Source organism: Sphingomonas sp. HMP6 (assembly GCF_013374095.1).
Classification (GTDB): Bacteria; Pseudomonadota; Alphaproteobacteria; order Sphingomonadales; family Sphingomonadaceae; genus Sphingomonas.
Genome location: NZ_AP022672.1, coordinates 419,092 through 443,628 on the forward strand (window position 1 = coordinate 419,092; position 24,537 = coordinate 443,628).

Consider the following 24,537-nt stretch of genomic DNA (forward strand, 5'->3'; position numbering starts at 1 on the left):
GGGAGCAAGCGTTGATGGACGGTACGGCTGCAAGCGGCACGGGAAGCTGGTTGGACGGGGTGCGCCCGTATGTCGAAAAAGGTCCGGTTGCCGCCTTCACGCTGGGCATCTCCTCGGGCTTCCCGATTGCGATGATCGGCGCGACGCTGACCAGTCGCCTGGCGCAGGACGGGCTCGACAAGAAGACGATCACCGCCTTCACGCTCGGCTTTCTGGTCTATAATCTGAAGCCGCTGTGGGCATGGATGGTCGATGGCGTGCGCTTGCCGATCCTTGGTGCGTTGGGGCAGCGCGCATCGTGGCTGATCTTTTCCGGGCTGCTGGTGGTGGCGGCGGTCGCCAATCTCGCCTTTGTCGACCCCGCCACCAATTTGTCGGGCACGATCATCGCCGCACTGCTCGTCGGTTTCGCCGGTGCGACCTTCGACATCGTGATCGACGCATACCGCATCGAACAGCTTGAGCCGTATCAGCTCGGTGTCGGATCCGGCATGGCGCAATATGGCTACCGAATCGGCAATGTCGCCGCCGCCTCGCTCGCTTTGTTTCTCGCGGCACGCTTCGGCTGGTCGCTCGCCTATCTTTCCTGCGCAGGCTTCGTGATGCCTGCGATCCTAACCGGCCTGTGGCTCGGCGAGCCCGAGCGGCATCGCGACCCGGCGGCGCGGCGCGGCGTGTCGGAGATGGTTGCGTCGATTGTCGGCCCGTTCGTGGAATTCTTCAAACGGCAGGGTGCGGTGATCATCCTGATCTTCATCCTGATCCACAAGATTGGCGATACCCTCGCCAATATCGTGCTGCGCCTGATGCTCAACGACCTTGGCTTCACCAATGACGAAATCGCGATCTACGATGTCGGCGTCGGATTCTGGGCCTATCTGATCGGCGTGTTCATCGGCGGTGTGCTCTACGCTCGGCTGGGGCTGAAGCGGGCGGTGCTGATCAGCCTGGCGCTGATGGCGATTTCGAATGCCAGCTTCGCGCTGCTCGCGGCGACGGGGCACAGCAATCTCGGCCTGGCGGGTACGATCGGCTTCGAAAACATGGCAAGCGGCATCGGCAGCGTCAGCGTGATCGCGTATTTCTCGGCATTGTGCGACCTGCGCTATACTGCCGCGCAGTTCGCGTTGATCTCGGCGGCGTCGAGCGTGGTCGGGCGGTTGCTGACCGCGACGACGGCAGGGGCGCTGGTCGAGCGGCTCGGCTATGTGAATTTCTACTGGATGACGACCGCGATCGCCTTCCCCGGCGTGTTCCTGTTCTGGTGGATGAGCCGCTCGGGAATCATCGATCGTTCGATCGGCGACGCCGGAACGCGCGAGGTGGCGGACCCGGACGAGACGGCGGCATGATCTTTTACCTCCTCACCATCGCGGTTCAGGTGCTGTGCGTGATCGATGTGATCCGCAACGGGCGTAACCAATTGTGGATCATGGCGCTGATCTTCCTGCCCGTTGCCAGCACGATCGCCTATGTCGTGCTGGAGGTGTATCCGCGCTTCCAAGGCAATCGCCATGTCCGCGGCGCGCGGGCGGTGGTGGCGGCGAAGCTCGATCCAGACAAGGACGTGCGCGCAGCACGCGTCGCGCTCGCCACCGCCGACACCGTCGCCAACCGGATGCGGCTGGCGGACGCGCTGTCGGCGCTGGGGAATCATGGCGAAGCGCTGCCGCTGTACCGCGAGGCGACGACGCTCGGCCCGGTCGATTTGCGCAGCGCTGAGAAACTGGCGCGGGCCGAATTTGAGAGCGATGATCCCGCCGCCGCGCTGGCGACGCTCCACGCCGCGCCCGCCGCGTCGGCGCAAAGCGACCGCGACCGGATCGGCCTGCTCCGTGCGCGCATTTTGGACGCGCTAGGGCGGAAGGACGAGGCGCCGGAGCTTTATTCCGATCTCGTCACGCGCTTGTCGGGTGAGGAGGGGCGCGTGCGCTACGCCGCTTTGCTAATCGAGCAGGGGTGGGACAAAAAGGCGCTTGGCGTGCTCGAAGAGGTCGAGGGGCGGATGAAAGTGATGGACCGCATGCAGCGTGCCGCCGAGGCGGAGATGTATCGCTGGGCGATGGCGCGGCTTGCAGAACTGCGCGCCAAAGGGTGACCGCTACACCATGACCGTTCGTTTCGAGCAAAGTCGAGAAACCTGTGCCTGGGATCAGTTTCTCGACTACGCTCGAAACGAACGGATAAAGCGTGAGCGCGCCACGCGCTAAAGGCTGATCGGGCGACCCGCGTCGGCGAAGGACTGCGCCAGCAGCGTCATGCTCGCCAGCACGCCGTCCGGACGGCGCACGCCGATCAGGTCGCCGAGGAGTATTCGGGCGCTGTCGGGAGCGGTTTCGGCGCGGGCGAGGATCGTCAGGACCGTCGTTTCGGAACCCGTCATCCGCGCGCAGCAGCAGGGCGCGATCGTGATCGGGCACTGCGCGGCGTGGGCGAGATCGGCCATCATCGCGCGCATCAGCACCAGCGGGCGGCGGAAGCTACCGCCGAACGCCTGCATCAACATGGTCGAGGTGGCCGCGTCGTTCAGCCCGTGCGCGCCCATCCGGCGAAAGGCGAACAACGCGAGCCGAGCGTTGGCGTCGGCGGGCAGCGGACCCTGCAAACTTGCGGCGAGGGCGCTGGGATGCTGAGCCGGAGAGGGGGCGGGGGAGGGGGCAGGTGTGGTCGTCATGAGAGGATGCTCCGTTGCTGCGACGCATCCTCCAGTATCTGCTATTGCAAGTCAATCGCAATAACGGATCACTCCGGCGCTTCGTCGTTCGCCGCCAACACCTCACCCGCAAGATAGAGCGAGCCGAGCACCAACACGATCGGCGGCTCCGCCTGATCGGCGATTTCGGTGATGTCGGCGAGCGCGGTGGCGACGTCCGGCGCGGTGTGCGCGGCGATGCCGAGGTCGTGCGCCATCGCCGCTAGCGTGGCGGGCGCGTGATGCTCGTGATCGGGCACCGGCACGGCGTGGAGTGTGGTCGCCAGTGTTGCGAAGGGCGCGAGCAGGCCCGCCGGATCCTTGTTCGACAACATCCCCAGCACGAGATGCACTTCGCTGCGCCCCAGCGCCGGATGCGCGATCGCCTCCAGCGTCGCGGCAATTGCGGCGGCGGCAGCGGGGTTGTGGCCACCGTCGAGCCAGAGCTGACTGCCGGGGGGGAGCAGCGCGGTCAGCGGGCCGGGATGAAGCCGCTGCATCCGCGCGGGCCAGCGCGTCGCGAGGGCGGCGGTACGGTACGCTTCGGGCGGGATTTCCAGCACAGTTTGGTGCCGCAGCATCGCGATGGCGAGCCCGAGGTTTTCGGGCTGGTGCGGCCCGGCGAGCGCCGGCAGCGGGGTTTCGATCACGCCGTTTTCGTCGGTGTAGGTGAGCGTGTCGCCTACGGTCAGGTGCCAACCGGTATCGAGCGCACTGACGCGGACATCGGCGCGCGCCGCGACCGCGCCCACCCGCGCGGCGACGCTTTCGGGATAGCGCATCGTGACCAGCGTAACGCCGGGCTTGGCGATCCCGGCTTTCTCGCCCGCAATTTCCTCCGCCGTATCGCCGAGGAAGCTTTGATGATCGATGCCGAGTTGCGCGATGCCCGTTGCGATCGGCGCGGTGATGACGTTGGTCGCGTCGAGCCTGCCGCCTAGACCGACCTCGATGATGCAGGCATCCGCCGGTGCGCGGCTGAAGGCGAGGAAGGCGGCGGCGGTGGTGATCTCGAAGAAGCTCGCGGTGAGGTCGGCGGCGTGATCCAGCACTTCTGCCAGGAGCGTGGCGAGCGCGTCATCTGCGATCAAGCGTCCCGCGATACGGATGCGCTCGTTGAAGCGGACGAGGTGCGGGCTGGTGTAGACGTGGCAGGTCAGCCCCGCCGCCTCGATCGCGCTGCGCAGGAAGGCGCAGGTCGAGCCCTTGCCGTTGGTGCCTGCGACGTGGAGCACGGGCGGGAGGTGGAGATGCGGATTGCCGAGCCGGTCGAGCAGTACGGTGATGCGTTCCAACCCGAGGATGTCCGCGCCGGGAGAGAGCGACCAGAGGCGGTCTAGCTGGGCCTGGACCGCGGGGTTACTCGAGTGCGCGTGATCTGGCATCTTCTACTCCCTCTCCCCTCTGGGGAGAGGGGTGGGGAGAGGGGCCGTGTTTGACGCGAACGTCCGAGTGACTTCCCCTCTCCCGCGCTTCGGCTTCGCCTCGCTTGCCCTCTCCCCTGAAGGGGAGAGGGAGATTATGCGGCCTGCTTAACGCACAGATAATCGATCAACTTCGCCAGGGTGGCGCGCAGATCCTTACGGTGCTTCACCATGTCGATCATGCCGTGTTCGAGCAGATATTCGGCGCGCTGGAACCCCTCGGGCAGTTTCTCGCGGATCGTCTGTTCGATCACGCGTTGCCCGGCAAAGCCGATCAGCGCGCCGGGCTCCGCGATCTGCACGTCGCCGAGCATGGCATAACTTGCGGTCACGCCGCCAGTCGTCGGGTCGGTCAGCACGACGATATACGGCAGGCCGGCATCGTGGAGCATCGCGATCGCCACCGTCGAGCGCGGCATTTGCATCAGGCTGAGGATGCCCTCCTGCATCCGCGCGCCGCCGGCCGCGGTGAAGATGATGTAGGGGCAGGTCTCGCGGATCGCGGCCTCGACGCCGCGCACGAAGGCTTCGCCGACCGCGAGGCCCATCGATCCGCCCATGAAAGCGAAGTCCTGCACGCCGACGACGGCTTTCCGCCCCTCGATCTTGCCGATCGCGGTGATCAGCGCATCGCCTTCGGAGGTCGCAAGGCGCGCGGCCTTGATCCGGTCTGCATAACGCTTGGTATCGCGGAATTTGAGCGGGTCGTCGGGCACTTTCGCCAGCGGGACGATCGCATAGCTGCCGGGATCGAACACATATTCGAAGCGCTCAAGCGGGCCGATCCGCTCATGATGGTCGCAATGCGGGCAGACGTGGAGATTATCCTCCAATTCCTTGCAGAACACCATTTGCCCGCAGCCCTTGCACTTGTGCCAGAGGTTGTCGGGCGTCTCTTTCTTGGCGGGGACGACGTAAGCGAGCGCGTTGCGGACGCTGGTGAGCCAGGTCATGCGGCTTCCTTGGTTGCGGCGTGGATCGCCGTCGCGAGGGACTGGATATAAGCGCGGACATAGGCCGGTGCAGCGGCGCCGTGCGTGGCGACCAGATCGACGATCGCCGAGCCGACCACGACGCCGTCCGCCACGCGGGCGATCTGCGCCGCCTGTTCGGGCGTGCGGATGCCGAAGCCGACCGCGACGGGCAAGTCGGTGTGCGCTTTCAGGCGCGCGACGGCCTCGTCGATCGAGGTTTGCGCGGCCTGTTGCAGGCCGGTGATGCCCGCGACCGAGACGTAATAGAGGAACCCGCTTGCGCCATCGAGCACGGTCGGCAGGCGCGCGGCGTCTGTGGTCGGGGTGGCGAGGCGGATCGGGTCGATCCCGACCGCGCGGAGCGCGGGGCCGAGTTCGGGGTCTTCCTCGGGCGGGATGTCGACGCAGATGACGCCGTCGACGCCCGCTTCCTTGGCGGCGGCGGCGAACCATTCGGGGCCGCGGATCGTCATCGGGTTGGCATAGCCCATCAGCACCAGCGGTACGTCCGGGTGGCGGTGGCGGAAGGCCTTGGCGATGCGCAGGATGTCGGCGGTCTTGGTACCCGCGAGGAGGCTGCGGATGTTCGCGGCCTGGATCGCGGGGCCATCGGCCATCGGATCGGTGAAGGGCATACCAAGCTCGATCACGTCCGCGCCGCCCTCGACCAGCGCGTCGAGGATGTCTGCGGTCGGGCCGTCACCCGCGGTGACGAAGGTTACGAGCGCGGGATGGGGCTTGGCGAAGGCGCTGGCTAGGCGGGGACTCACTTGCTCCCCTCCCGCTCGCGGGAGGGGCTGGGGGTGGGCGCGCGCTCTATTGCAGTCGCTGCCGCTGATGTCTGGCCGGGAGCCCACCCCCGGCCCCTCCCGCAAGCGGGAGGGGGGAAGAAAAGGAGGCTCATATCTTGACCCCCAGCGCTTCCGCCACCGTGAAGATGTCCTTGTCCCCGCGCCCGCACAAATTGGCGAGGATGATCTGGTCGCGGTCCATTTCGCGCGCGCGGGTCGCCACCGCCGCGATGGCGTGGGCGGGTTCCAAAGCGGGGATGATGCCCTCGGTCCGGCACAGCAATTGGAACGCGTCGAGCGCTTCGGTGTCGGTTACGCTGGTATATTCCACGCGGCCGATCGAATGCAGCCAGCTATGCTCCGGCCCGATGCCGGGATAATCCAAGCCCGCCGAGATCGAATGCGCCTCGGTGATTTGGCCGTCTTCGTCCTGCAGCAGGTACGTCTTGTTGCCGTGCAGGATGCCGGGGGAACCGCCCGCGAGGCTGGCCGCATGTTCCTTGTCGAGCCCGCGCCCGGCCGCCTCGACGCCGAGCATCATCACGTCGCCATCGTCAAGGAAGGGGTGGAACAGCCCGATCGCATTCGACCCGCCACCGATCGCGGCGACGAGCAGATCCGGCAGGCGGTTGATCCGTGACAGCATCTGCGCGCGCGCTTCCTTGCCGATCACGCTTTGGAAATCGCGGACCATTTCAGGATAGGGGTGCGGGCCGGCGGCGGTGCCGATGATGTAGAACGTGTCATGCACATTGGCGACCCAGTCGCGCATGCCCTCGTTCATCGCATCCTTGAGCGAATGCGATCCGCTGGTGACGGGGCGGACTTCGGCGCCGAGCAATTTCATGCGGAAAACGTTCGGCGCCTGCCGCTCGATATCCTTCGCGCCCATGTAGATGATGCAGGGCAGGCCGAAGCGCGCGCAGACGGTCGCGGTGGCAACACCGTGCTGGCCTGCGCCGGTCTCGGCGATGATGCGCGTCTTGCCCATGCGGATCGCGAGCAGGATCTGCCCGATGCAATTGTTGATCTTGTGCGCGCCGGTATGGTTCAGCTCGTCACGCTTGAACCAAATCTCTGCGCCTTTTCCGTCGGGGGCGGATTCGCGCAGCGCGTCGGTCAGGCGTTCGGCGTAATACAGCGGGCTGGGGCGGCCGACATAATGTTCGAGCAGATCGTCGAACTGCGCCTTGAATGCTGGATCGGCCTTGGCATCGCGGTAGGCGGCGTCGAGTTCGAGCACGAGCGGCATCAGCGTCTCGGCGACATAGCGCCCGCCGAATGCGCCGAAATGGCCACGGTCGTCGGGTTGCGTGCGGAAGGAATTTGGAGCGTTCATGGCTTGGCTTTAGCATGTAAGCCGCGCCAGCCAACCCCGTTCGCCCTGAGCCTGTCGAAGGGCTGCTCGCAACGGGCGATCGGCGTGAGGCGAGCAGTACTTCGACAGCCCCGGATCAAGTCCGGGGCCGAACGGGTTTAGAGGTCGTTCACCGCCCTCAAGAACGCGCCGATCTTCGCCGCATCCTTGATCCCCAGCGCGCTTTCTACACCCGACGATACATCGACCACCGTCGCGCCCGTCGTCCGCACCGCCTCCACGACATTCATCGGATCGAGCCCGCCCGACAGCGCCCAGGGGAGCGGATGGCGAAACCCGTCGAGCAAGCGCCAGTCGAAACGGACGCCCATCCCGCCGGGAAGTGCTGCGCCGGGCGGGGTCTTGGCATCGTACAGGATCTTGTCGGCAACCCCGGTGTAGGTCAGCGCCGCATCAAGATCGCCGCGCGTCCGCACCGCGACCGCGATCCAGACGGCCAGGCCGGTGCGCGCCTTGATCGCGGCGGCACGATCGGGCGGCGTGTCATGGAGTTGGAGGATGTCGAGATGCCCGGCGGCAACCGCGCGCTCGATCGTCGCGTCATCGGGATTCACGAACACGCCGACGCGCTGGACATGCCCCGGCACGCGCGCGGCGAGTTGCGCGGCCCGGGTTTGGGAGAGGTTGCGCGGGGAGGGGGGGAAGAACACCAACCCGACATGGCTCGCCCTGCCGGCGATCGCGGCGTCGAGCGTTTCTGGCGTGGACAGGCCGCAGATTTTGGCGGTGACGTGCATGGCAGTTCTCTCGCGCTTTGGGTGCGCGAACGCAAGGTTCGCTGCGCTTACAGCTCCACCGGGGTGGAGCCGGTCAGAGGGTCGCTTCGATTTCCCGCGCGGCGACATCCGGGTCTGGCGCTTGCGTGATCGGGCGGCCGATGACGAGGATCGACGCGCCCGCATCAAGTGCCGCGCGTGGCGTCACGACGCGCTTCTGATCGCCGACGACGCCGCCGGCCGGGCGGACGCCGGGGACGACGAAGAAGCCCTTGGGCCAGAGCTTGTGCGCGGCGGCGACTTCCTCACCCGAGCAGACCACGCCGTCGACGCCAGCTTCCTTCGCCAATTCGGTGAGGCGCAGCACCTGGTCGTGCGCGCTGTTCACGCAGCCGATCGAGGCGAGATCGGTGCCGTCGAGGCTGGTGAGCGTCGTCACCGCGACCACCTTGGTGCCGAGCGGGGCGGCAGCCTTGGCATCCTCCAGCATCGCGCGGCCCCCGGCGGCGTGGACGGTCAGGATCGCCGGATCGAGCCCGCGCAGCGCCATGATCGCCTTGGCGACGGTGTTGGGGATGTCGTGCAGCTTCAGATCGAGAAAGATCGGCAAGTCGAGTTCCGCCATCTCACGCACGCCGCTGCGACCGTTCGCCATGAAGAATTCGAGACCAAGTTTGATCCCGCCGACATGGTGTCGAACCTTGCTGGCAAGCGCGCGCGCCTTGGCGAGATCGGGCGTGTCGAGCGCGACGAACAGACGGTTGCTCATATCCGGTCGTCCGGTTGCGCGGGCACCACGACCGGATCGGATGCGGTCTGTAGCGAAGAGGGCGGCGGCGCCATCGCGGTGCGCATGTCGGCCAGCGTTCGCTCGGCCGTTATCAGCCGGTTGCGTAGCCGCCACCGCAACGTCGAATGCCACGCGATCGTCGGGACGAGCCCAGCCAGAAAGGTGAGCAGCAACAGCAGCGGCAGGTTGATCAACGCGTCCATCCCGCCCCACAAATGGATCGTCACGCTGCTCCAGTTCCCCAACGTAAAGATCGCCGCGATGAAGGCGAGCAGGCACCAGAACAGGATTTTCAGGAATTGCATGCGGCGAGGTTAGTGCGATCGCGTTACGATTGCCAGTGCGCTCGCTCCTTTAGCCCCTCATCTTTAGGGGAGGGGGGCTACCCAATTTCCCGCCGCAGCGTTTCGAACAGTCCCGGAATCATCGTCAACTTGCCCTGTTCCTCCTCGAGGATCGCCAGGAATGCCGCACGCTTGATCTCGGCAGTGCGGCCGGGTTTCAGCCGCATCGTCGGGTCAAGCGCGGACAGGACGATATCGATCATCCGCTCGGCCCCGTGGAGGCGGCCCCAGAGATAGTCATTCTCGCGATACGCGCGGCTGAAGAACGCGCCGAAGCTGTTGAACTGAATGCCTTTCAGTGTGGCGGCGGCACCCCCGCTGCGGATGCTGATCGCATCGTCGGGAGCGATGCGGTCGACCTTGATCGCGTCATATTCGTCGAGCCCGTCGCCTTGCAGCAGCGGCAAGGTGGCGACATCGAAATAGGGAAAACCGAGATAGCTCAGCAGGATCGGCCGCTTCACCTCACGGGCCAGCCCGGCGAAGGCGGTGGCGAGCCTTTCCTCGGTGCGCTCGTCGAGCGTCTCCAAATCCAGCGCCGCGCCGAGTTTGTCGAGCAACGGCCCGGCGTCGCCGCGCAGCAGCCGCACGTCCTTGCGCAACGCGGCGTAGCGATCGGTGCGCTTGCATTCCAGATAGTCGGCCAGGCTCAGATAGATTGCGTCGCGGATCGGCGCGAGTTCGGCCTCGGGCTGGTCGCCTTCGAGATCGGTGATGCGGCGTGCCAGCAACCGCAAACGGCGCAATCGAAAGCCGAGATCGAAGGTGCGCAGAAAGGCGATCGTCGTGGCGCTCGCACCACCGGCAAAGCTGGGCTTCATGTCGTCAAAGCCGCGCGCGGTGACGGCGGCGGCAATGTGCGCGCGAATCCCGCGCCAGCGCTGCGGCCCCGGTTCGCCGCCGGCATGATGGAGCAGGTCGGCGATCGTCTCGACCACGCCGGTGATCTTCAAATGCCCATACGCGGCATAACCATAGCCAGCACTTTTCGCCGCCGCCGCTTGCGCGCGTTGCCGCCACGCCGTTAGCCGCGCTTGCGTCGGCGAATCGAGGAACAGCGTGTAGCCGAACAAATCCTCGACTTGCTTTTCGACCTCCGGGCGGATGCCGGCGATGATGGTACGCATCCGCTCGATTTGGCGCGAGCGCTCGGCGATCTCCTCGAGATTATCGCGAATCGGTTGCTGGCGCGGGAGTTCGGAAATCGCACCGATGATCGTCTGGAAGAAACCGGGTGCCTTGTCTGCGGTGTTGCCGAAGTGGATCGCGCCGCCGGGATGCGGATCGATATAAACGAAGCGCCGGTCGACCTGGCGGCGCGCGGGGCGTTCGCGCAACGCTTCGATCGCCGGGCGGAACGGCGCGTTGTTGAGCACCGATCCGTCGATCAGCACAGCACTCTCGGCGGCGTTCGCGGCGGCCTGACGGGGTAGAATGCGTTTCAGGAAAGCGGCGCGTTCTGCCCAGGGGCGCTTGCGCGCGATCAGTACGCGATCCAGCTCGCCGACCATGAAGGGCGGAAATGCGCCGGGGAAGCTCGACGTGGCGCGCGCCGCGAACGCCAATTCGGCGGGATGCGCGAGCGTTTCGCCGCTGGCGCCGTGATCACTGAACGGCACCACGACGCGGTGCTCGATCTCGACCACTTCGGGCGGGGAGTTGAGCGTCAGGCGTTCGGGATGGCCGCGAAAATCGGTGACGGTGACGAACAGGTCGAGCGGCTGGCCGTCTGGCAGCAGCCGCGGTTCACGCGGCGCGGCGGCCATCGCGTCGAGCGCGTCTAAGATCATGCCGGTGAAGCGCTCGCCCCCGAACGGTGGTTCGAACCAGCGCGAGCGGATAAAATGCGACAGCTTGGCGCGGACTTCCTCGCGCGCGCCGGGCTCGACCGTCGCATCGATCGTGTCGCGGCGTGCCGCCATCCACGCGAGCGGCAGCGCCCAGGCCTTGGAAAAGCGATGGCTCGGCGCTTGTTTCGGGTCGACCAGTGCCTCGATATCGGCCGAATCGAGCCACAGATCGGTCAACGGTTCGAGGCTCTGTCCGGTGCTGATCGCTTGCGCGAGGACGACGCCGTTGATTCCCCCGGCACTTGCCCCCGCGACGATATCGACGAGGACGCGCAGTCTCAGGCCGGTTTCCGCCTCGATTTCCTGAAACAGCGCGCGGTACACACCCTGGCTGCCCCCCGCCGGAGCGACCCCGGCGTGGAACGCCTGACTTGCACGCGCCAGCCGCCAGATTTCCTTGGTGATGCCGTGCATGTAGACGGCAAGGCTGATCCCGCCATAGCAGACCAGCGCAAGGCGGAGTTCCTTCTCGCGGGTCACCGGCGTTTCATCCTAGCGGCTCCAGCACCGCCCAGATCGGCAAATGATCCGACGCGCGGCGGGCGACGGCGGTGGCGTGTACACCACAGTCGATCACGCGAAATCCGCGTGTGAAGATGCGGTCGAGCCGACCGATCGGACGGCGTGCGTGGAAGCTCGGGCCGGTGGCCACGCTGGCGAAGTCGCGCCCGAAATCGCGCAGGCACCCCGCCTGGCGCGTCCATTCGTTGAGATCGCCCATCAGCACGGTGGGCAGCGGCGCGGCGCACGATTCGACATGCGCCAGGATCGCACGCGCTTGCCGCCGCCGCCACAGGCCGGAAAGGTCAAGGTGCATGCCCACCACGCGAATGGGTGCCGAATCCACCACCACATCGGCGCGAATCGCGCCGCGCGGCTCCAACGCGGGCAGATGCAACGCTGCGCTCGCTTCGACCGAACAGTTTTTGCGCACCAGCAAGGCATTGCCATGCCACCCCATGTTGCCGCCATCATGCGCGATTGGCACCGCGTGCCACGGTGAATGATCGTCGAGCATGTGGTGCGGGATGATGCGCGTCTTTGCGCCGAATCGCAGATCCGCCTCCTGCAGCGCGATGACGTCGCCCTGGATTTCCTCCAGCACGTCGAGGATGCGGCGCGGGTCGCGGCGCCGGTCGAGGCCGACGCCCTTGTGCATATTGTAGCTGACGACCTTAATCACCGGGTGGCCCCTACGGACGTCACGCGGTTTCGACCAGCCCGCGTCCCTGCAACGATTCGATCAGTTCGAGCACATCGACGCGGCACTGCTCCGCGGTCACATCGAACCGCTCGGTCAAATGCGCGACCATCGCGGCCAGCGTTTGCGGGCTTTCGACCAACTGCCAGATACGCGCGGCCGATGCGTTGAGTTGATAGAAGGTGCCCGTCACGCTGTTGAGCACGATGCTTTCCCCATCGACATCGGCGGTGATGAGGTCGGGCCTGCGCCGGATGATGCTGTGGTCGTCGATCATGCTAGTCATCCGTCGATATCGTGCGCGCTCTCTATAGTCCGAATCCATGTTCGAGCCAGATGTCGAGTGCGGCAACGTTCCATAATGCACCGAACGTGGGGGAAGGCCGGGCATCGCCGCTGCCATGCAGATGCGATTCATGCAGCCGGTGCCAGATCGCGGCGAGCTTTGCGCCGTCGACCCAGCCGAGCCGCACCGGCCATTGCTGTTCGATCGGCCGTTCGGCGTAGAGCGCGGCAAGCCCTTCGATCACCGCGCCATCGAACCGCGCCTTGGTCGTGCGCGTCCGCACTTGCTCCACCAGCGTGCCGCGCATCGCCTCGCGCAGCAGATGCCGCCGCACCCCGCGCTTGAGCAGCACCGCGCCGGATGCGCCGAGATAGAAGCGCTGGAGACGGATATCGTAGAGCGGATGGCGGTGTTCGACGCCGTGCCAGGCGGCGAATGCCTGACTGCCGCCGAACAGCGTGTCGCGCGCCGGATATGCGACCATCGCATAGCGGTTTTGCGCGGCGATCGTCGGCAGCGTGCGTGCGGGGCGGCGGTCCATAATCCGATGCAGTACGCCGGTCTGCGCGATCCATTCGGGCCGCAGCCAATCCTGGATCGGCGTTCCCGCCCACATCTGGCGATGCGCGGCGCGGCGATAGCGCGCGTTGCTGAGATGCGGGCCTAGGCTCTCCATGACGATCGATCGTAATCGCGCGAGCGGGCTTTTACCCGGCATCGCCAAGGCCTCGCGCGCGATCAGGTCGATTCGTCCGCGCCGGATTTCATCGGCCCAATGGACGTGATTGCCGTTGAGGAATTCGTCACCGCCTTCGCCCGACAGCAACACTCGCTCGCCGCGGCCTTGCAGATCCGCAAAGATGCGTTGCTGCGTGTCGATCGTATTCGGCCGCAGTGGCAGGTACAGCGTCGCGGCACTCCAGGCCCGCGCGACATCAGGATCGAATACGCCGCCGCTGACGATCCGCAGCCTTAGTCGCAGATCCTGCGCGACGGCGTTGCTATACGCGCTCTCGTCGATCGGCGAGCCGGGAAAGTGCGCGCTGATCGCGGTCGGCGGCGCGGCAATGCGTCCCGCCCGGTTCAAATGTACCGCGCGCGACACGACCGAGGACGAATCGAGCCCCCCCGACAGCTGCGCGGCGACTCCGGTGCTGCTGCGCGAGCACGCGACCAGCGCTTGATCGAACAAGTCGGTGAAGCGCTCGATATGCTCGCCTTCCGATGCGCGCGTCAGATCCTCATAAGGCGCATCGTCCCAATGCCAGCGGCGCAGCATACCGCCGCGATAGTCGAGTGCCGCCCCTTGCGGCAGCGCCTCGACGCCCTCGAAAAAGGTCTCGCCGGGCGTCACCACGCGCTGCGTCAGATGCTCCGCGATCATAGCTTCGTTGAGCCGCCGCTCCAGCGCGAGGCCCACGACCAGCGCGCGCGGTTCGCTGGCGAAGGCGAGGCGGTCGGCGTCGTGCGTGAACAGGAACGGTCGCCACCCTGCGGGCGAACGCGCGCAGAATAACCGTCGCGCGTCGGGCTGCCAGATCGCGAGCGCCCAATCGCCCGTCAGATGGCGCAGGAAGCCGTCGCCTGCCTGTTCAAACAGCGCGAGCGCGAGGTCGCAATCCGGACAGGCGCGTAGCGCTTCGCCGCGTCGCCCGAGCAAAGCGATCAGCTCCGCGCGATTGTCCAGCCGCCCATCGAACGCAATCGTGGCGCCGGACGGTCCGGTGAGCGGCTGGCGCTCGCCGACTGCCTCTGGCGTGGTCGCGTGGTGAAACCGGATCAGCCCGACCGGCCCGTCGCGCCACAGCGTCATCCCGTCCGCGCCACGGATGGCGGCGGCGTCGGCCACGTGGCCAAGTGCCTCGGCAGAAACGTCGCGTCCGCTGGCATAAAGGATGCCGGCGATGCCGCTCATGCCGGCGCGGCCACCAAAACGCCCTTGTCGAGCGCATCCGCGACGAAGTCAGCCACATCCGCCCGGACGTCCGATTGGGGCGCGCCATAGGCTTCGGCCAGTCGGGCGGCGGCGGTGTCCGCGTCCGCGCCCGCGGCAATCTCGCGCCAGATATCTGCCGCGCTGCCGTTGAGCGCATAGTAATTGCCAGTTTCGGTATCGAACAGGGCAAGATCGCCCGGGACGTCCTGCCAGACGATATGCGCGGGGATGAACAGGGTCATACGGAGCCTTTCGATGCGATCACGCGCGCTTGCGCCTCGTGCAGGTAACGCAGCGCAAAATCCTCCGAGCGACGGTCGGACTGACGATTCATGCGCGGGGCGGTGGGGGCGACGTCGCTGCCAAGTGCGCGTAGGACGCTACCGACGCTTCCGGCATAATCCCGCTTCAGGCTTTCGTAACTGAGCGAAATCGGCGTGGCGCCGATCGCCGCGAACAGATTTGCCCAATGCGCGTGCGCCCAGGCGGTGTTTGCGATCCGCGCGGCAATACGGTCGAAATCGAATTCGGGGTCGGTGAGGGGTTCGTGTTCGCCAACGCCCGGAATCGCGCGCCACAGTCCGGTCTGCTCTGCCAGATCGCCGGACACCGCACCACGCACTCGGTCGAGGCGCTTGAGATGGAGGAAGGTCGCGCCGTCGAACAGCGGCCCAAGCGTGGCGGCGGCGCGCTGGTACAGATCGGGCGGGGTGTCGTTTGGTTGCGATCGGGCGAGGTGATCGCGCAGCGGCAGGTCGCGCTCCGCCAACAGATCGAGCACGTCGCGCCAGAACAGTTTGGCGGAAAAAGTGCCGTTCGGGCCGGTCCGGTGGCGGTGGACCGCGTTAAGATACGCATCGGCGCTATCGGTCGCCCAGCGTGCGACGAAATCGGGGCGGAAGCCGATATGAAAATATTCGAGCGGACAGCCGAGGCCCCCGGCGAAGTACAGCGCCTCGCCCAGTAAGGTGCTGCCGGAGCGTTGTTCGGAGCAAAGCAGGATCGTGCGCTTGGGCCGCCCGTCCCATGCTGGATAATCGTGCGCGGCCAGCGTCAGATCGTAGCGTTTGCGCGTTTCCATCGACCAGCGGCTCATTCGCGTGCCACCTGAGCCAGTGTTTCGGCAACGGCGGGCAGGGCGTCGAAGCGCGACGGATAGGACAGCCGCAGCATCTTCGCCCCTCTGGCGATGCGGTTGAGGCGTGCGATCGCGGGGGCATGTTCTTCCGACGGCGGTGCCGCGGGGTTGAACAGCGTCAACTGTCGCGCGGCCTCGATCAGTGCGTGCGCGCGGTTCATCGTCGTCAGGCGCGGGGCGTCGATCGTCGGGTCGCGCGCAAGGAAGACGAAAGCGCGCAGCGGCAGTGCCGCGGTTACGAGCGGCACGGACGGTTCGAAGCGGAATTTGCCGTCATAGCCAGGCATTGCATGGCACAATGCGGGGTCGATGCCGAGTCCGTCCCGCGATGCACGCCATACGCACACGCCGGTGGCGGCCGGCGCGACGAGCGGGACGGCGCCGTCCCATACGATCGACAGATCGTCGCTGAAGACGTCCCATTCTGGCAGCGTTGCCAGCGCCGCGGTGGTCGTCGATTTGCCCGCGCCCGATGCACCCAGCAGCAGCAACCCGGCACCCGCCGTTGCGACTGCAGCGGCGTGGATCGTGGCCGCGCCGCGCGCCGCCATCAGCCGAGGCAGGATGCGGCGGACCAACACATCGACGCTCGCCGCGCTTGGCGGCATTTCTGCACTGTAGAGGCGCACCCGCGTGATTGCGCGGTCGACGCGGAAGACCCCGTCGAACCGCGAGCCGATCAGCCAATCGTCGCCGATCGTGCCGAGCCGCGTTTCATAGCGTCCGGGCCAGGCGAAGATATGCTGATCCGCCGAGGGTGCAGGGCCTGGTTCAAAGCTGATGTCGAGCCGGTGCTCGGCCACGTCATCGACCCGATCTTCCCGCAGCCCGGCAAGCGCGACGTGGGAGCGAAGCGGGACCCCGGCAAAGCGATACGCAAAGGTCAATCGGTCTTTCCCCGAATGCGGTGGCGGCGGCGCGGCACTGACGTGGGTTAGCGCGACTCGCAGGAGACCGCAGCCATCGCAAAGCCCATGTGACTTTCCGCCACGGGACCACGTTCCCACATAGAAAAACGACCCACCGTGCGATGAGTCGTTTTCCTTTTTCTAATCAACAATGAAACGTCTGCATCGCTCCAGCGAGCAGGTGTCATCAGCGTTAGCTAACGTTGCCGCCCGAACCGTCGGAAACGCCACCACCAATGCCCTGTGCTTCGACCGCAGCCGCAAAAGCGGTGATCTCTGGCTTGATCCACTCGTCCTTCGCAGTCGAGACGCTGCGCACGGTCTGGTCCTTGCTGGTCATAATACACTCCCTAGGTAGTCTAGTAATTGCGAACTAAGCATACCGAATTGGACCCGGCAACACAATGCCGCAGTTGCGAAATGGTAGCTTCAGGCGATGCAGGCAATCTCGGTAAATTCGGGCCCGATCGGGTAGCCCGTTACTTCGATTTCGCCCGCGTTCAGCCATGCATGGGCCTCCAGCGAAAGCGCTGTGCCAGGTGCTGTGCCAAAATGCATGACGCTAAAAATACCGCGTTTCCGAAGCATTTGATGTGCCGTCATCGCTTGCGGCAGGCATACCGCCTTGAACGGAACGTTCCGTGCGGCGACGGTTACGGCCCAGCCAATTTTACGCGCGATCTCCATCTCTTGTGATGTTGGCGGCGAAAGACTTGCCTTGTCGGCTGCATGGTGCGGTGCCATGAATCCACCCAATTCGCGCGCGATCCGCGGGAAAGGAACCGTCAGGATCGCAAGCCGCGCCGCGGCCAGGCCTACGGCTGCTTCCACCAGCAGCCGATGGTCCCGGACACCAACTTGGCCAAGCCGCCGCATGCGGTGGCGCAGCCGCCGCCAATTCTTGCGCACTTGCGTTTTCATTGCGATTTGCCAGCAACCGTGGCCGATTTGTCACTATCAGACGAATGCCGGCCGATGCGCGCGATTCGGTTGATCAGCCAGGCGGGTATGCGAACCAGTGGATAGAGCGGGTAAAGCGCCATCGGAAGCTTGCTGCGATACATATCGCTTTGCATGTACAGCACCGACCGTACGATCTGCCACTGGTAACCGATGCCATGGCCGAGCAGCGGCTGCATCGCCAACGATAGCATCCGGCCATAACCCCAGCCGTCGATCTCCGTGGCCCCATCGCGCACCGCCATCAGCCGATATGCGCCCGCAACGAGCATCCGGACGCGGCGCGATGTCCCGATCGTCATGGCAAGCTCGTCCGGTAGCGGTAAGGCGAACAGATCGTGCATCATCAGCATGGCCTGTTCGGACGCCGCACCCGCGCCCAACGCCACGGCACGATCATGCCATTCCGGCAGCAAAGCCTGACCGGACGTCGCGACCAGCGCATGTACGTCGGCAAGCGATTTCAGCCGCGACCAGCCATCAATCGCGCCATGCAGCACGAGGTACGAGTACAGATCGGCCGGCGCGAGCGTCGGCGCGTTCAGGCTCGTGCCGAGCATCACCGTCTGTGCCGGTCCGCTTGCCGCAAGTGTTGGCAGGAGCGCGGCATTGGTAAAAAGCCGCCAGTGCAGTTCCACTTGCAGATGCGGCGCAGTGCGAACCAAAGCGACGTCCTTGCCGTAACGCGGCAGCACAGCACGTTGTTTGGCGCTCAATTCTTCTGCGGGCTGGGTTATGCGATAGCCCGCCTCCTCCAGCAGCGCGAGCACAGGTTCGATATGTTCGGGCAGGATCAGCAGGTCGATGTCCTTGCTGTGCTTGACCCCCACCGTACCGTAGGCGAGCGCGCCGAGCACCACGCCCTTGACCGCGAGCACCGGATAGCCAGCGGCCGCGATCTGCCCGGTCAGTCGCGCCGTATCGCCCGCTGCGACCAGATTGGTGTGGACGATGCGTTTGGCCTGGCGCGCCAGCGGGGCAGCGACCCGCTCCGGCACGGCAACCCCCGCCGCCTTCAATCCGCCATCGACCAATCCCTGCACGCGCTGCCGCACGACGACGCGGTTGAAGCGATCCCAGTCGATACCGCCCGCAACCGCCGCGCGCACCGCCGCGTCGCGCGCAGGCGAGGGCGGCCAGCGGCAGCAAGCGGCGGCAAGCAATAATTCGGGATCGGCTGGCGCGGTCACGGCCCCCGGTTAGGCATTTCGACGGTGTAAGGAAAGGCCTTGGCGGTGCGCGTGGCAATGGTGCCGGTTGCAGGAATCGAACCCGCGACATCCAGTTTACAAAACTGGTGGCAGGTGTCCGTCGATGCCCGAAAACGTGGGTTTTCTGCCGTACTTTGTCCGCTGTTGACCCCCGATATCGGGCCATTTGCAGGTTCAAAGGTTCACGGTGTACCCAAGACCCATAGTTGCCTATATTTTGCAAACTGGCGCTCTTCCCTACCACAAGGATATCGAAATGCCCGACATGAACCCGCGCACGCTCGCCCAGGCGCTCGATGAGAATTTCAAGGATGGGACGCTCGAAGCCGCGGTGCGGTTGATCGCGGACGAACTCGACCCGGTATCGAGCGCGTGTCTCGAGGAAGCTGCGAACCGGATCGCCGCCGCCGCGCGCGCGGCGCGACCGCCGGAACCGAACCCGGCGGGGGAGGCGATCTATCAGGCGGGACGGAGCGGGATCGATCCGACCGGGGCCGACGACGATCCCGAGGCGGGAACGCTGTTGAGCCTGACCGCCACCGCGACGATGCTCGAAACCTATGCCGTCGAAGCCTTCCCGGCGAGCGATCAGGGGCAGGTGCATTTCGGGCGGGTGCTTATGGAGGCGAGCGCCGTCACGATTCGCGCGTACATCGCCGGGCTGGACGCTACCGAGCCGATGACGAAAAAGTGGCGGACTCGAAGCGGCATGACGATCGAGAGCAACGTGGAAGGTTTCGAGCCGATCCGCGCCGAGCGACCGTCGTGACGGCGTGGTGGGCAGGGCATACCTTTTTTGCGTGCCCCTGCGGTGCTCAGACGGACACTCTGGCGAACCGAGACAATCCGACCCCGCGACCGCTTACGCTCGCTTGCTGGTCCTGCGAGACAGGCAGGATGCGGCAATGGACGCCGCAGCGGCGAGAGGTCACCGCATGAAGGTCGAGGTCTGCCGCGCGCGGATGCAGGGCGCGCCCGCCGACCTGCGTCCGTGCGGCCGCTGCTGGGCTTGCCTAGAGGTCGAGCGGCTGGCGGCGGAACTGGTAGCGGCTCCGCCAGATCGGACACCCCCACCCTTCCCAGCACGAACGAAAGGAATTGAGCATGACGGAGTTGGAGCGCGAATTGCTGATTGAGCAAGTTCGCCGGGACATCATCAACACGCCCGAAACCGCGGACTTCATGGCCGGTGTACCGATCGAAGCGGCGCATCAACGCGAGCGATGGGCGGCAGGCCATGACGACGGCAAGACCGCTTACGACTGGTTCTGGCTGATCGGCTATCTCGCGCAGAAAGCGGCCCGCGCGCAAGAGGCTGGCGACACTGAAAAGGCGCTGCACCACACGATCAGTACCGCCGCTGCGATCGCCAACTGGCACGCGGCAATCGCTGGAACTGACACGTCCATGCGGCCCGGTATCGCATCCCCAACGGGAGATGGGTTGTGAAGTGGCAAGCGCCGTCTGAGCGGGCGCAGATGCTCATGGCGGCACCTATCGCAGTGCCGTTAGCCATCGCCGTCGCGCCTTTCGTACTTCTGGGGGTGGCTTTCCACTGGCTTCTTACGAAGCTGTTTCCTACGCCTTCACGCGAATGGCACTGCTGGTTTGCATGGCGTCCCGTCCCGCTCGGCCATTGGTCTGAGCATGTCGGCCAACAGGGCAAGTGGGCGTTCCTCGAAACGATCGAGCGTCGGTCGATGCCGTATGATTGGCCGACCGAATGTCGCGCCCCACCAACGGAGGAAGAATAATGCCGCAAGATCATTCCATGACGGACCCCGATGTAGCGGAGATGGGGCCGTGATACGCATTATTGAGGTTCTGTCCGATGATTTAGTTGCCCCGTCCACCAGTACCTAAACACCCCCAATGGAGAGAGAAAATGGCGCAGGTTCATAGTACCACCCCATCCCCGACACAGGCAGAACGGGCGCAGGAATGTTTGGCCGATGCTTACGATAAAGCTGGGTATCGCGATGAGGCAGCAGCGTTTCGAGCCGGTGCATGGACTTGCTACGATCATCCCGCCATCGCAGCAATGCTCGCCTTCGCCGAACAGTCCTGCGCCACCGACCGCCTCGCTGTGGGGGAGGTGACTGCCGAGCAATTAGCCCGCGCCTATGATCCGAAACTTTGGAGCGACGATCCCACAGAGGCCCATCGCCGTGCCAGCCCGTTTTTGGTTGAGGCATTGCGTTTCAAATCAATCGCAGATGCAGATATTGTGCTTGCTCGCATCACCTCCCTCACCGTCCCCGAGCGGGATAAGGACGTGGCTGAACGGGTGGCGCGACTGGCCTATTCGGAGGCTTTAACTGCCGGCTGGAACAGCGGCATGGCACGCGAACCAATGGACGCGAATTATGCAAAGCGGGCATGGCTCGCAAGCGATGCCGCCGCAGCCATCGCCGCCCTTCGTCCCCAAGTCGTAGGGGAGGGGTAACTAAGGCTTAAGACAAAGCGCCAGCGCAGAATCCGCCCGCTCGCCGTAGCCACCCGGCGCCGATCCATCTTCGCCGGACACAAAAAAAGCGGCCCAGGCCGAAGCCCGAGCCGCTACTTGGTCTGATCGTGGTGGCCGCTACGGCGTGACGGGCGGGCAGCCTTCGCCGGGCTTGCCGGTTTCGTAAAGGGTGCGGATGCAGCGATCGGCCAGCTTGTTTCCGCCCGCCCGGTTATTGCCGCGCTCGACGGCGGCGCTGGCTTCGGCGAGGCGCTGCATCACGACCTCGAGCCACCCAAGGTCGATCAATCCGAAAACGCCGCTCTCAGGATGTCCGATGGGTGTCAGTCGCTCGGTTTTGGTGAGTTCAGGGCTGCGCGTCGGCAGCGTCGGCCGATCGGTTAACGCTACCGATCCCGCGCTCAAGGGGTGCTGACAACCTTGCAGTATCAACAGGGACGGGAGCAGCGCCAGAAGGCGAAGCGAGTTTCGCGGCGGCGAGTTCATGGTGCAGTTCCTCAATCGTGGATTTGAGCAGGTCGGTGGTCTGTGCGTCCGCGCGCGCGACGCTAGCGCCGATCCGGTCGGTGGTGACCTGCGCGGCCTTCTCGTCTTTCCGCGCGGCGGCGATGACCTTGGCATGGGCGACGGCGTGCTTTCCCTCGGCCTTCGCCTCGCCTTTCACTTCGCCGTCGTGATGGATCGCGAAATAGATACCGACGATGACACCGATCGCGATGCCGACGTCGAGCAGCGCCTTGACCGGGCCGGTCAGCCATTTCGGAGCCGCGCGCCCGGCAATCGCCAGCACGATGGAGGCGATCATGTCGGCAGCCCCGTCAAGCACATCGCGCGCTCGCGCTGGCGGCGCAACGTCAACCCGCGCACCGGCACGATGCGCCCGTTGATGCGCGCCTTGTCCCACGCCAGCAGCGCGTTGCAGCCGCCGCGCCAGTCGCTTCGGGCGAAGCGGGCGCGCATGGTCGATCGGCAATATCCGCCGACCCCGAAATTAAACGAACCGCGCACCATCGCCGCCAGCTGATACGGATGGTCTGCCAGCTGCGGCGAGCAGCGCAGCACGCCGGCCATGTGGATCTTAGCGTCGTCGGTCAGCAACGCCTCGCATTCGGCATCGCTGCGAAACTGGCCGACGCGCACGTCCCTACCGGTGTGGCCGTAGCAAGAGGTTGGTATCTTCGCGATGTCGAGGTAACTGACATTGCGCTTGCCCTCGTCCGGCTTAAGCGTGGCGACCGCCATCGCCAGCGCAAGCGCCGCGCCGGTCGCAAGCCCGCCGCCGACAAGTTGTTTTGGGGTTGGTCTATTTGCCATCGGTCGGGGCCTTCCGGGTAATGCGTGCCAGCGCGATAGCGACGAGCAGGATGACGGGCAGGGTCGAGGTCAACCACGCCGGGAGCAGCGCGCGCATATCTTGCGGCAGCGCGTTCCAGACTTCCGTGGCGGTGCCCGGGAACCATTGGACGAAGGCGGTCAGCAGCGCGCCAGCGGTCGCCATCTGCACCGAGGAAAACTTGAGGGCGCGGGTCCAGTCATCGACCAAGCGGGCGCGCAACCAGGCGCGCCACCGTGCGAGCAGCGTCATAGTCCAATTCCTTGGGTGGGAGGTACGCCGATCAGGCGCGGTCGTATATTTCGGCAATCTCGGCGGTCGCATAGACGACGACCGGCGGCGGGGCGGGCTTGGGCGGGACAGGGGCTGGCGACCACAGGCCGCACGCCGCGACGTAGCGGAGCCACCGCCGCCGCCTCACCATCTTCTCGATAGGCGCATACGCGAATATGAGTGCGCCGATCAGGATGAGGATCAAGCCCAGCCGGGTCATTGGTTTCGCTCCTTGGGCGCGAGCAGCACCTCGAGCTTCGATTCGATCCGCGCGGTACGGACATCGATCGTATTCAGCTTGTCCTTATCCTCGGAGCGGTCGCGGTCCCGCAGGTCCTCGCGTTGCTCAAGGATCGTTGTGCGCCGAGCGATATCCTCGTCGCGCGAGACGGAGCCGCCGAACCATGACGCGAACCCCAAGATGCTGATCGCGAGCGCGATGAAAGGGAGCCAGTCCTTCCAAGAGGGGCGAGGCGGAACGTCGGGCATCGGTGTCTCCGGATGATGTAGAGAGGTCGGTAAAAACGCGGCCGATCAGAAGAGCCAGTAATTCATCCAGGCGAATTGCCCGGCAGCATTGGAATCGCTGTTGATCTCGATCGAGTCACCGACGGCCAACTCGCCGGGGCGTGGATTGCTGTTAGGGTCATGGCGCAATATACCAGCCAGCGGCGAGACCCGCCTTCGCGATGTGCAAACGTGCAGCAGTTGCCATGATGTAAATCTCCGAACGTCAGGAAGGAATCACGCGCCGTAGGTGACGCGGACGAGAACGCTTTCGAGTGTCATCGTCTCGCCCGTGTTGGTGAGCTGCCCGGTGATGGTCAGCGAGACGGGCGCAGTCGTATCGACTGCCGATGTGATGATGCTGGCGGTGAAATTGCCGACGCCCGAATTTGCCCCCGGAGCGCCTACTTGCGAGGAAGTCGAATTGCGGTTCTGGATTTTGACAATCGATTGCGTGACGGCGGTCGTGGTCCCGGCTTGCGTGTAATAGGCCGTCCCGCCGAACTTGACGCGCATCGTCTTCGTGTTTGCGCTGTTCGTGAACGTCCACAGCGGGATGATCTCGACGCTGCCGTTCGGCCCCATCGCATTCGCCGGGATGGTGATCGTGCCGGTCGAGAAGGTCGTCTCGGTCGTGGTGCCCGTGATCGGAGTGGATGCCGCGCCATTTAGCAGCGCCAGCGTCTGCGTTACCGAGAGCGCAGTTCGTGCCGCCGCTGCCGTTCCGCCCCCAGTGCCGCCCTGCGCGATCGAGAGCGGCGTTGTGAGGCCGGTCAGCGAAGTGATGTCGCTGTTTGCGCCCGCTGGCACCGAGGGTCCCTGCGGACCTGCCGGCCCCGGCACGGTACTCGCGGGGCCGGTCGGACCTGTTGGACCGGTCGGACCTGCCGGCCCCGGCACGGTACTCGCGGGGCCTACGGCGCCGGTGCTCACAACGATCAGCGTCTCGGTCGAGACGGAAAACGTCGCATCGTCGTAAGCGGCGGATGAATACGTGCCGGTTCCGGGGTTCGGCGCCGCATCGGCAACATAGATCGAGCCGGACAGCATCGGCCCTTTGCCGTCGGTATAGGGCTCACCGATTTCCCAACACGAACTGGCCGGGATTGTGCCCGGCAGCGTCCCATCGAACACGAACGCGGCATAGTCGCTGATCGCGTCGGTCGCGATTGTCCCCGTCTGCTGGACCGTCGCGAGGCCGCTCCGAAAAATCGAGAAGACGAGTTTGCGCCCGGTGAGTGAAGCATAGGAGCCGCTGTTGTCACGGACCCGAAGCCGCATCCGGTACGGCGCGCCGATAGCCAGGCGCAATTCCGCCGAAACCGGATTGATGCCGATCGATTTCATCTGTTTTCCTC

At 65.4% G+C, this 24,537-nt stretch carries 30 protein-coding genes; 5 read left to right on the forward strand and 25 right to left on the reverse strand.

The window, feature by feature from the left end; genetic code table 11:
- Positions 1-14 precede the first annotated feature (14 nt).
- Positions 15-1,352, forward strand: a complete 1,338-nt coding sequence (locus HMP06_RS02045; protein ID WP_176495586.1) for an AmpG family muropeptide MFS transporter — start codon at positions 15-17, stop codon at positions 1,350-1,352.
- A complete protein-coding gene (locus HMP06_RS02050) occupies positions 1,349-2,098 on the forward strand; it encodes a BTAD domain-containing putative transcriptional regulator (RefSeq protein ID WP_176495587.1) in 750 nt (249 codons plus the stop codon). The genes HMP06_RS02045 and HMP06_RS02050 overlap by 4 nt, the downstream gene beginning before the upstream one ends.
- A 108-nt stretch (positions 2,099-2,206) precedes the next feature.
- On the opposite strand, the gene HMP06_RS02055 is transcribed toward HMP06_RS02050, so the two are convergent.
- The 18 genes from HMP06_RS02055 to HMP06_RS02140 form a co-directional block, all read right to left on the reverse strand.
- The gene (locus HMP06_RS02055; protein WP_176495588.1) at positions 2,207-2,674 is read right to left on the reverse strand and encodes a DUF6628 family protein; all 468 of its coding nucleotides are present in this window, start codon (positions 2,672-2,674) and stop codon (positions 2,207-2,209) included.
- 68 nt (positions 2,675-2,742) lie between these two features.
- A complete protein-coding gene (locus tag HMP06_RS02060) occupies positions 2,743-4,077 on the reverse strand; it encodes a bifunctional folylpolyglutamate synthase/dihydrofolate synthase (protein ID WP_176495589.1) in 1,335 nt (444 codons plus the stop codon).
- Positions 4,078-4,211: 134 nt separating this feature from the next.
- Positions 4,212-5,069 (reverse strand): acetyl-CoA carboxylase, carboxyltransferase subunit beta, encoded by an 858-nt coding sequence (gene accD, locus HMP06_RS02065; protein WP_176495590.1) that lies wholly within the window; start codon positions 5,067-5,069, stop codon positions 4,212-4,214.
- The gene (gene trpA / locus HMP06_RS02070; RefSeq protein WP_176495591.1) at positions 5,066-5,860 is read right to left on the reverse strand and encodes a tryptophan synthase subunit alpha; all 795 of its coding nucleotides are present in this window, start codon (positions 5,858-5,860) and stop codon (positions 5,066-5,068) included. Before trpA ends, accD begins: the two co-directional genes overlap by 4 nt.
- A 130-nt stretch (positions 5,861-5,990) precedes the next feature.
- Positions 5,991-7,220, reverse strand: a complete 1,230-nt coding sequence (gene trpB, locus HMP06_RS02075; RefSeq protein ID WP_176495592.1) for a tryptophan synthase subunit beta — start codon at positions 7,218-7,220, stop codon at positions 5,991-5,993.
- Positions 7,221-7,357: 137 nt separating this feature from the next.
- Complete coding sequence (locus HMP06_RS02080; protein ID WP_176495593.1) at positions 7,358-7,996, reverse strand: phosphoribosylanthranilate isomerase; 639 nt, start codon at positions 7,994-7,996, stop codon at positions 7,358-7,360.
- Between the two features lie 73 nt (positions 7,997-8,069).
- A complete protein-coding gene (gene pyrF / locus HMP06_RS02085; RefSeq protein ID WP_176495594.1) occupies positions 8,070-8,744 on the reverse strand; it encodes an orotidine-5'-phosphate decarboxylase in 675 nt (224 codons plus the stop codon).
- Positions 8,741-9,070, reverse strand: coding sequence for a hypothetical protein (locus HMP06_RS02090; protein WP_176495595.1), 330 nt, complete (start codon positions 9,068-9,070; stop codon positions 8,741-8,743). The genes pyrF and HMP06_RS02090 overlap by 4 nt, the downstream gene beginning before the upstream one ends.
- 77 nt (positions 9,071-9,147) lie before the next feature.
- Complete coding sequence (locus HMP06_RS02095) at positions 9,148-11,439, reverse strand: patatin-like protein (protein WP_176495596.1); 2,292 nt, start codon at positions 11,437-11,439, stop codon at positions 9,148-9,150.
- A 7-nt stretch (positions 11,440-11,446) separates the two neighbouring features.
- The gene (locus tag HMP06_RS02100; protein WP_232089838.1) at positions 11,447-12,142 is read right to left on the reverse strand and encodes an endonuclease/exonuclease/phosphatase family protein; all 696 of its coding nucleotides are present in this window, start codon (positions 12,140-12,142) and stop codon (positions 11,447-11,449) included.
- A 19-nt stretch (positions 12,143-12,161) separates the two neighbouring features.
- On the reverse strand, positions 12,162-12,437 hold the full coding sequence (locus HMP06_RS02105) for a PqqD family protein (protein ID WP_176495597.1): 276 nt from the start codon (positions 12,435-12,437) through the stop codon (positions 12,162-12,164).
- A gap of 31 nt (positions 12,438-12,468) precedes the next feature.
- Complete coding sequence (locus tag HMP06_RS02110; protein WP_176495598.1) at positions 12,469-14,361, reverse strand: asparagine synthetase B family protein; 1,893 nt, start codon at positions 14,359-14,361, stop codon at positions 12,469-12,471.
- Positions 14,358-14,624, reverse strand: a complete 267-nt coding sequence (locus tag HMP06_RS02115) for a PqqD family protein (RefSeq protein WP_176495599.1) — start codon at positions 14,622-14,624, stop codon at positions 14,358-14,360. Before HMP06_RS02115 ends, HMP06_RS02110 begins: the two co-directional genes overlap by 4 nt.
- The gene (locus HMP06_RS02120) at positions 14,621-15,478 is read right to left on the reverse strand and encodes a Stf0 family sulfotransferase (protein WP_176495600.1); all 858 of its coding nucleotides are present in this window, start codon (positions 15,476-15,478) and stop codon (positions 14,621-14,623) included. The genes HMP06_RS02115 and HMP06_RS02120 overlap by 4 nt, the downstream gene beginning before the upstream one ends.
- A complete protein-coding gene (locus tag HMP06_RS02125; RefSeq protein WP_176495601.1) occupies positions 15,475-16,407 on the reverse strand; it encodes a hypothetical protein in 933 nt (310 codons plus the stop codon). The genes HMP06_RS02120 and HMP06_RS02125 overlap by 4 nt, the downstream gene beginning before the upstream one ends.
- Before the next feature lie 214 nt (positions 16,408-16,621).
- Positions 16,622-16,768, reverse strand: coding sequence for a hypothetical protein (locus HMP06_RS02130; protein WP_176495602.1), 147 nt, complete (start codon positions 16,766-16,768; stop codon positions 16,622-16,624).
- 89 nt (positions 16,769-16,857) lie between these two features.
- Entirely contained in the window at positions 16,858-17,349 is a 492-nt protein-coding gene (locus HMP06_RS02135) for a lasso peptide biosynthesis B2 protein (RefSeq protein WP_176495603.1), read from the reverse strand.
- Positions 17,346-18,578 carry a nucleotidyltransferase domain-containing protein gene (locus HMP06_RS02140; protein WP_176495604.1) on the reverse strand — a complete coding sequence of 411 codons (1,233 nt, stop codon included), beginning with the start codon at positions 18,576-18,578 and terminating at the stop codon, positions 17,346-17,348. The genes HMP06_RS02135 and HMP06_RS02140 overlap by 4 nt, the downstream gene beginning before the upstream one ends.
- Positions 18,579-18,855: 277 nt before the next feature.
- Here HMP06_RS02140 and HMP06_RS02145 point away from each other — a divergent pair, with 277 nt between their 5' ends.
- The 3 genes from HMP06_RS02145 to HMP06_RS02155 all read left to right on the forward strand — a co-directional run bounded on the left by HMP06_RS02145 (position 18,856) and on the right by HMP06_RS02155 (position 21,045).
- Positions 18,856-19,368, forward strand: a complete 513-nt coding sequence (locus tag HMP06_RS02145) for a hypothetical protein (RefSeq protein ID WP_176495605.1) — start codon at positions 18,856-18,858, stop codon at positions 19,366-19,368.
- A gap of 335 nt (positions 19,369-19,703) precedes the next feature.
- A complete protein-coding gene (locus HMP06_RS02150; protein WP_176495606.1) occupies positions 19,704-20,048 on the forward strand; it encodes a hypothetical protein in 345 nt (114 codons plus the stop codon).
- 436 nt (positions 20,049-20,484) lie between these two features.
- Positions 20,485-21,045 (forward strand): hypothetical protein, encoded by a 561-nt coding sequence (locus tag HMP06_RS02155; RefSeq protein ID WP_176495607.1) that lies wholly within the window; start codon positions 20,485-20,487, stop codon positions 21,043-21,045.
- Positions 21,046-21,183: 138 nt separating this feature from the next.
- Here HMP06_RS02155 and HMP06_RS02160 read toward each other — a convergent pair whose 3' ends face one another.
- The 7 genes from HMP06_RS02160 to HMP06_RS02190 form a co-directional block, all read right to left on the reverse strand.
- A complete protein-coding gene (locus tag HMP06_RS02160; protein WP_176495608.1) occupies positions 21,184-21,354 on the reverse strand; it encodes a hypothetical protein in 171 nt (56 codons plus the stop codon).
- A 58-nt stretch (positions 21,355-21,412) separates the two neighbouring features.
- Positions 21,413-21,856 (reverse strand): hypothetical protein, encoded by a 444-nt coding sequence (locus HMP06_RS02165; protein WP_176495609.1) that lies wholly within the window; start codon positions 21,854-21,856, stop codon positions 21,413-21,415.
- 11 nt (positions 21,857-21,867) lie between these two features.
- Complete coding sequence (locus HMP06_RS02170) at positions 21,868-22,380, reverse strand: lysozyme (protein ID WP_176495610.1); 513 nt, start codon at positions 22,378-22,380, stop codon at positions 21,868-21,870.
- Entirely contained in the window at positions 22,370-22,651 is a 282-nt protein-coding gene (locus HMP06_RS02175; RefSeq protein ID WP_176495611.1) for a DUF7940 domain-containing protein, read from the reverse strand. The genes HMP06_RS02170 and HMP06_RS02175 overlap by 11 nt, the downstream gene beginning before the upstream one ends.
- A gap of 31 nt (positions 22,652-22,682) precedes the next feature.
- The gene (locus tag HMP06_RS02180; protein WP_176495612.1) at positions 22,683-22,892 is read right to left on the reverse strand and encodes a hypothetical protein; all 210 of its coding nucleotides are present in this window, start codon (positions 22,890-22,892) and stop codon (positions 22,683-22,685) included.
- Complete coding sequence (locus HMP06_RS02185) at positions 22,889-23,161, reverse strand: hypothetical protein (protein ID WP_176495613.1); 273 nt, start codon at positions 23,159-23,161, stop codon at positions 22,889-22,891. Before HMP06_RS02185 ends, HMP06_RS02180 begins: the two co-directional genes overlap by 4 nt.
- 255 nt (positions 23,162-23,416) lie before the next feature.
- Positions 23,417-24,526, reverse strand: a complete 1,110-nt coding sequence (locus HMP06_RS02190) for a hypothetical protein (protein WP_176495222.1) — start codon at positions 24,524-24,526, stop codon at positions 23,417-23,419.
- Positions 24,527-24,537 lie beyond the last annotated feature (11 nt).

What these genes read in the sequence shown, in the direction of transcription:
- HMP06_RS02045 (WP_176495586.1), top strand. Translation starts at nt 15, where the DNA reads ATGGACGGTACGGCTGCAAGCGGCACGGGAAGCTGGTTGGACGGGGTG.
- HMP06_RS02050 (WP_176495587.1), top strand. Translation starts at nt 1,349, where the DNA reads ATGATCTTTTACCTCCTCACCATCGCGGTTCAGGTGCTGTGCGTGATC.
- HMP06_RS02055 (WP_176495588.1), bottom strand. Translation starts at nt 2,674, where the DNA reads ATGACGACCACACCTGCCCCCTCCCCCGCCCCCTCTCCGGCTCAGCAT.
- HMP06_RS02060 (WP_176495589.1), bottom strand. Translation starts at nt 4,077, where the DNA reads ATGCCAGATCACGCGCACTCGAGTAACCCCGCGGTCCAGGCCCAGCTA.
- accD (WP_176495590.1), bottom strand. Translation starts at nt 5,069, where the DNA reads ATGACCTGGCTCACCAGCGTCCGCAACGCGCTCGCTTACGTCGTCCCC.
- trpB (WP_176495592.1), bottom strand. Translation starts at nt 7,220, where the DNA reads ATGAACGCTCCAAATTCCTTCCGCACGCAACCCGACGACCGTGGCCAT.
- HMP06_RS02080 (WP_176495593.1), bottom strand. Translation starts at nt 7,996, where the DNA reads ATGCACGTCACCGCCAAAATCTGCGGCCTGTCCACGCCAGAAACGCTC.
- pyrF (WP_176495594.1), bottom strand. Translation starts at nt 8,744, where the DNA reads ATGAGCAACCGTCTGTTCGTCGCGCTCGACACGCCCGATCTCGCCAAG.
- HMP06_RS02090 (WP_176495595.1), bottom strand. Translation starts at nt 9,070, where the DNA reads ATGCAATTCCTGAAAATCCTGTTCTGGTGCCTGCTCGCCTTCATCGCG.
- HMP06_RS02105 (WP_176495597.1), bottom strand. Translation starts at nt 12,437, where the DNA reads ATGATCGACGACCACAGCATCATCCGGCGCAGGCCCGACCTCATCACC.
- HMP06_RS02110 (WP_176495598.1), bottom strand. Translation starts at nt 14,361, where the DNA reads ATGAGCGGCATCGCCGGCATCCTTTATGCCAGCGGACGCGACGTTTCT.
- HMP06_RS02115 (WP_176495599.1), bottom strand. Translation starts at nt 14,624, where the DNA reads ATGACCCTGTTCATCCCCGCGCATATCGTCTGGCAGGACGTCCCGGGC.
- HMP06_RS02120 (WP_176495600.1), bottom strand. Translation starts at nt 15,478, where the DNA reads ATGAGCCGCTGGTCGATGGAAACGCGCAAACGCTACGATCTGACGCTG.
- HMP06_RS02130 (WP_176495602.1), bottom strand. Translation starts at nt 16,768, where the DNA reads ATGACCAGCAAGGACCAGACCGTGCGCAGCGTCTCGACTGCGAAGGAC.
- HMP06_RS02135 (WP_176495603.1), bottom strand. Translation starts at nt 17,349, where the DNA reads ATGAAAACGCAAGTGCGCAAGAATTGGCGGCGGCTGCGCCACCGCATG.
- HMP06_RS02145 (WP_176495605.1), top strand. Translation starts at nt 18,856, where the DNA reads ATGCCCGACATGAACCCGCGCACGCTCGCCCAGGCGCTCGATGAGAAT.
- HMP06_RS02150 (WP_176495606.1), top strand. Translation starts at nt 19,704, where the DNA reads ATGACGGAGTTGGAGCGCGAATTGCTGATTGAGCAAGTTCGCCGGGAC.
- HMP06_RS02155 (WP_176495607.1), top strand. Translation starts at nt 20,485, where the DNA reads ATGGCGCAGGTTCATAGTACCACCCCATCCCCGACACAGGCAGAACGG.
- HMP06_RS02170 (WP_176495610.1), bottom strand. Translation starts at nt 22,380, where the DNA reads ATGGCAAATAGACCAACCCCAAAACAACTTGTCGGCGGCGGGCTTGCG.
- HMP06_RS02175 (WP_176495611.1), bottom strand. Translation starts at nt 22,651, where the DNA reads ATGACGCTGCTCGCACGGTGGCGCGCCTGGTTGCGCGCCCGCTTGGTC.
- HMP06_RS02180 (WP_176495612.1), bottom strand. Translation starts at nt 22,892, where the DNA reads ATGACCCGGCTGGGCTTGATCCTCATCCTGATCGGCGCACTCATATTC.
- HMP06_RS02185 (WP_176495613.1), bottom strand. Translation starts at nt 23,161, where the DNA reads ATGCCCGACGTTCCGCCTCGCCCCTCTTGGAAGGACTGGCTCCCTTTC.
- HMP06_RS02190 (WP_176495222.1), bottom strand. Translation starts at nt 24,526, where the DNA reads ATGAAATCGATCGGCATCAATCCGGTTTCGGCGGAATTGCGCCTGGCT.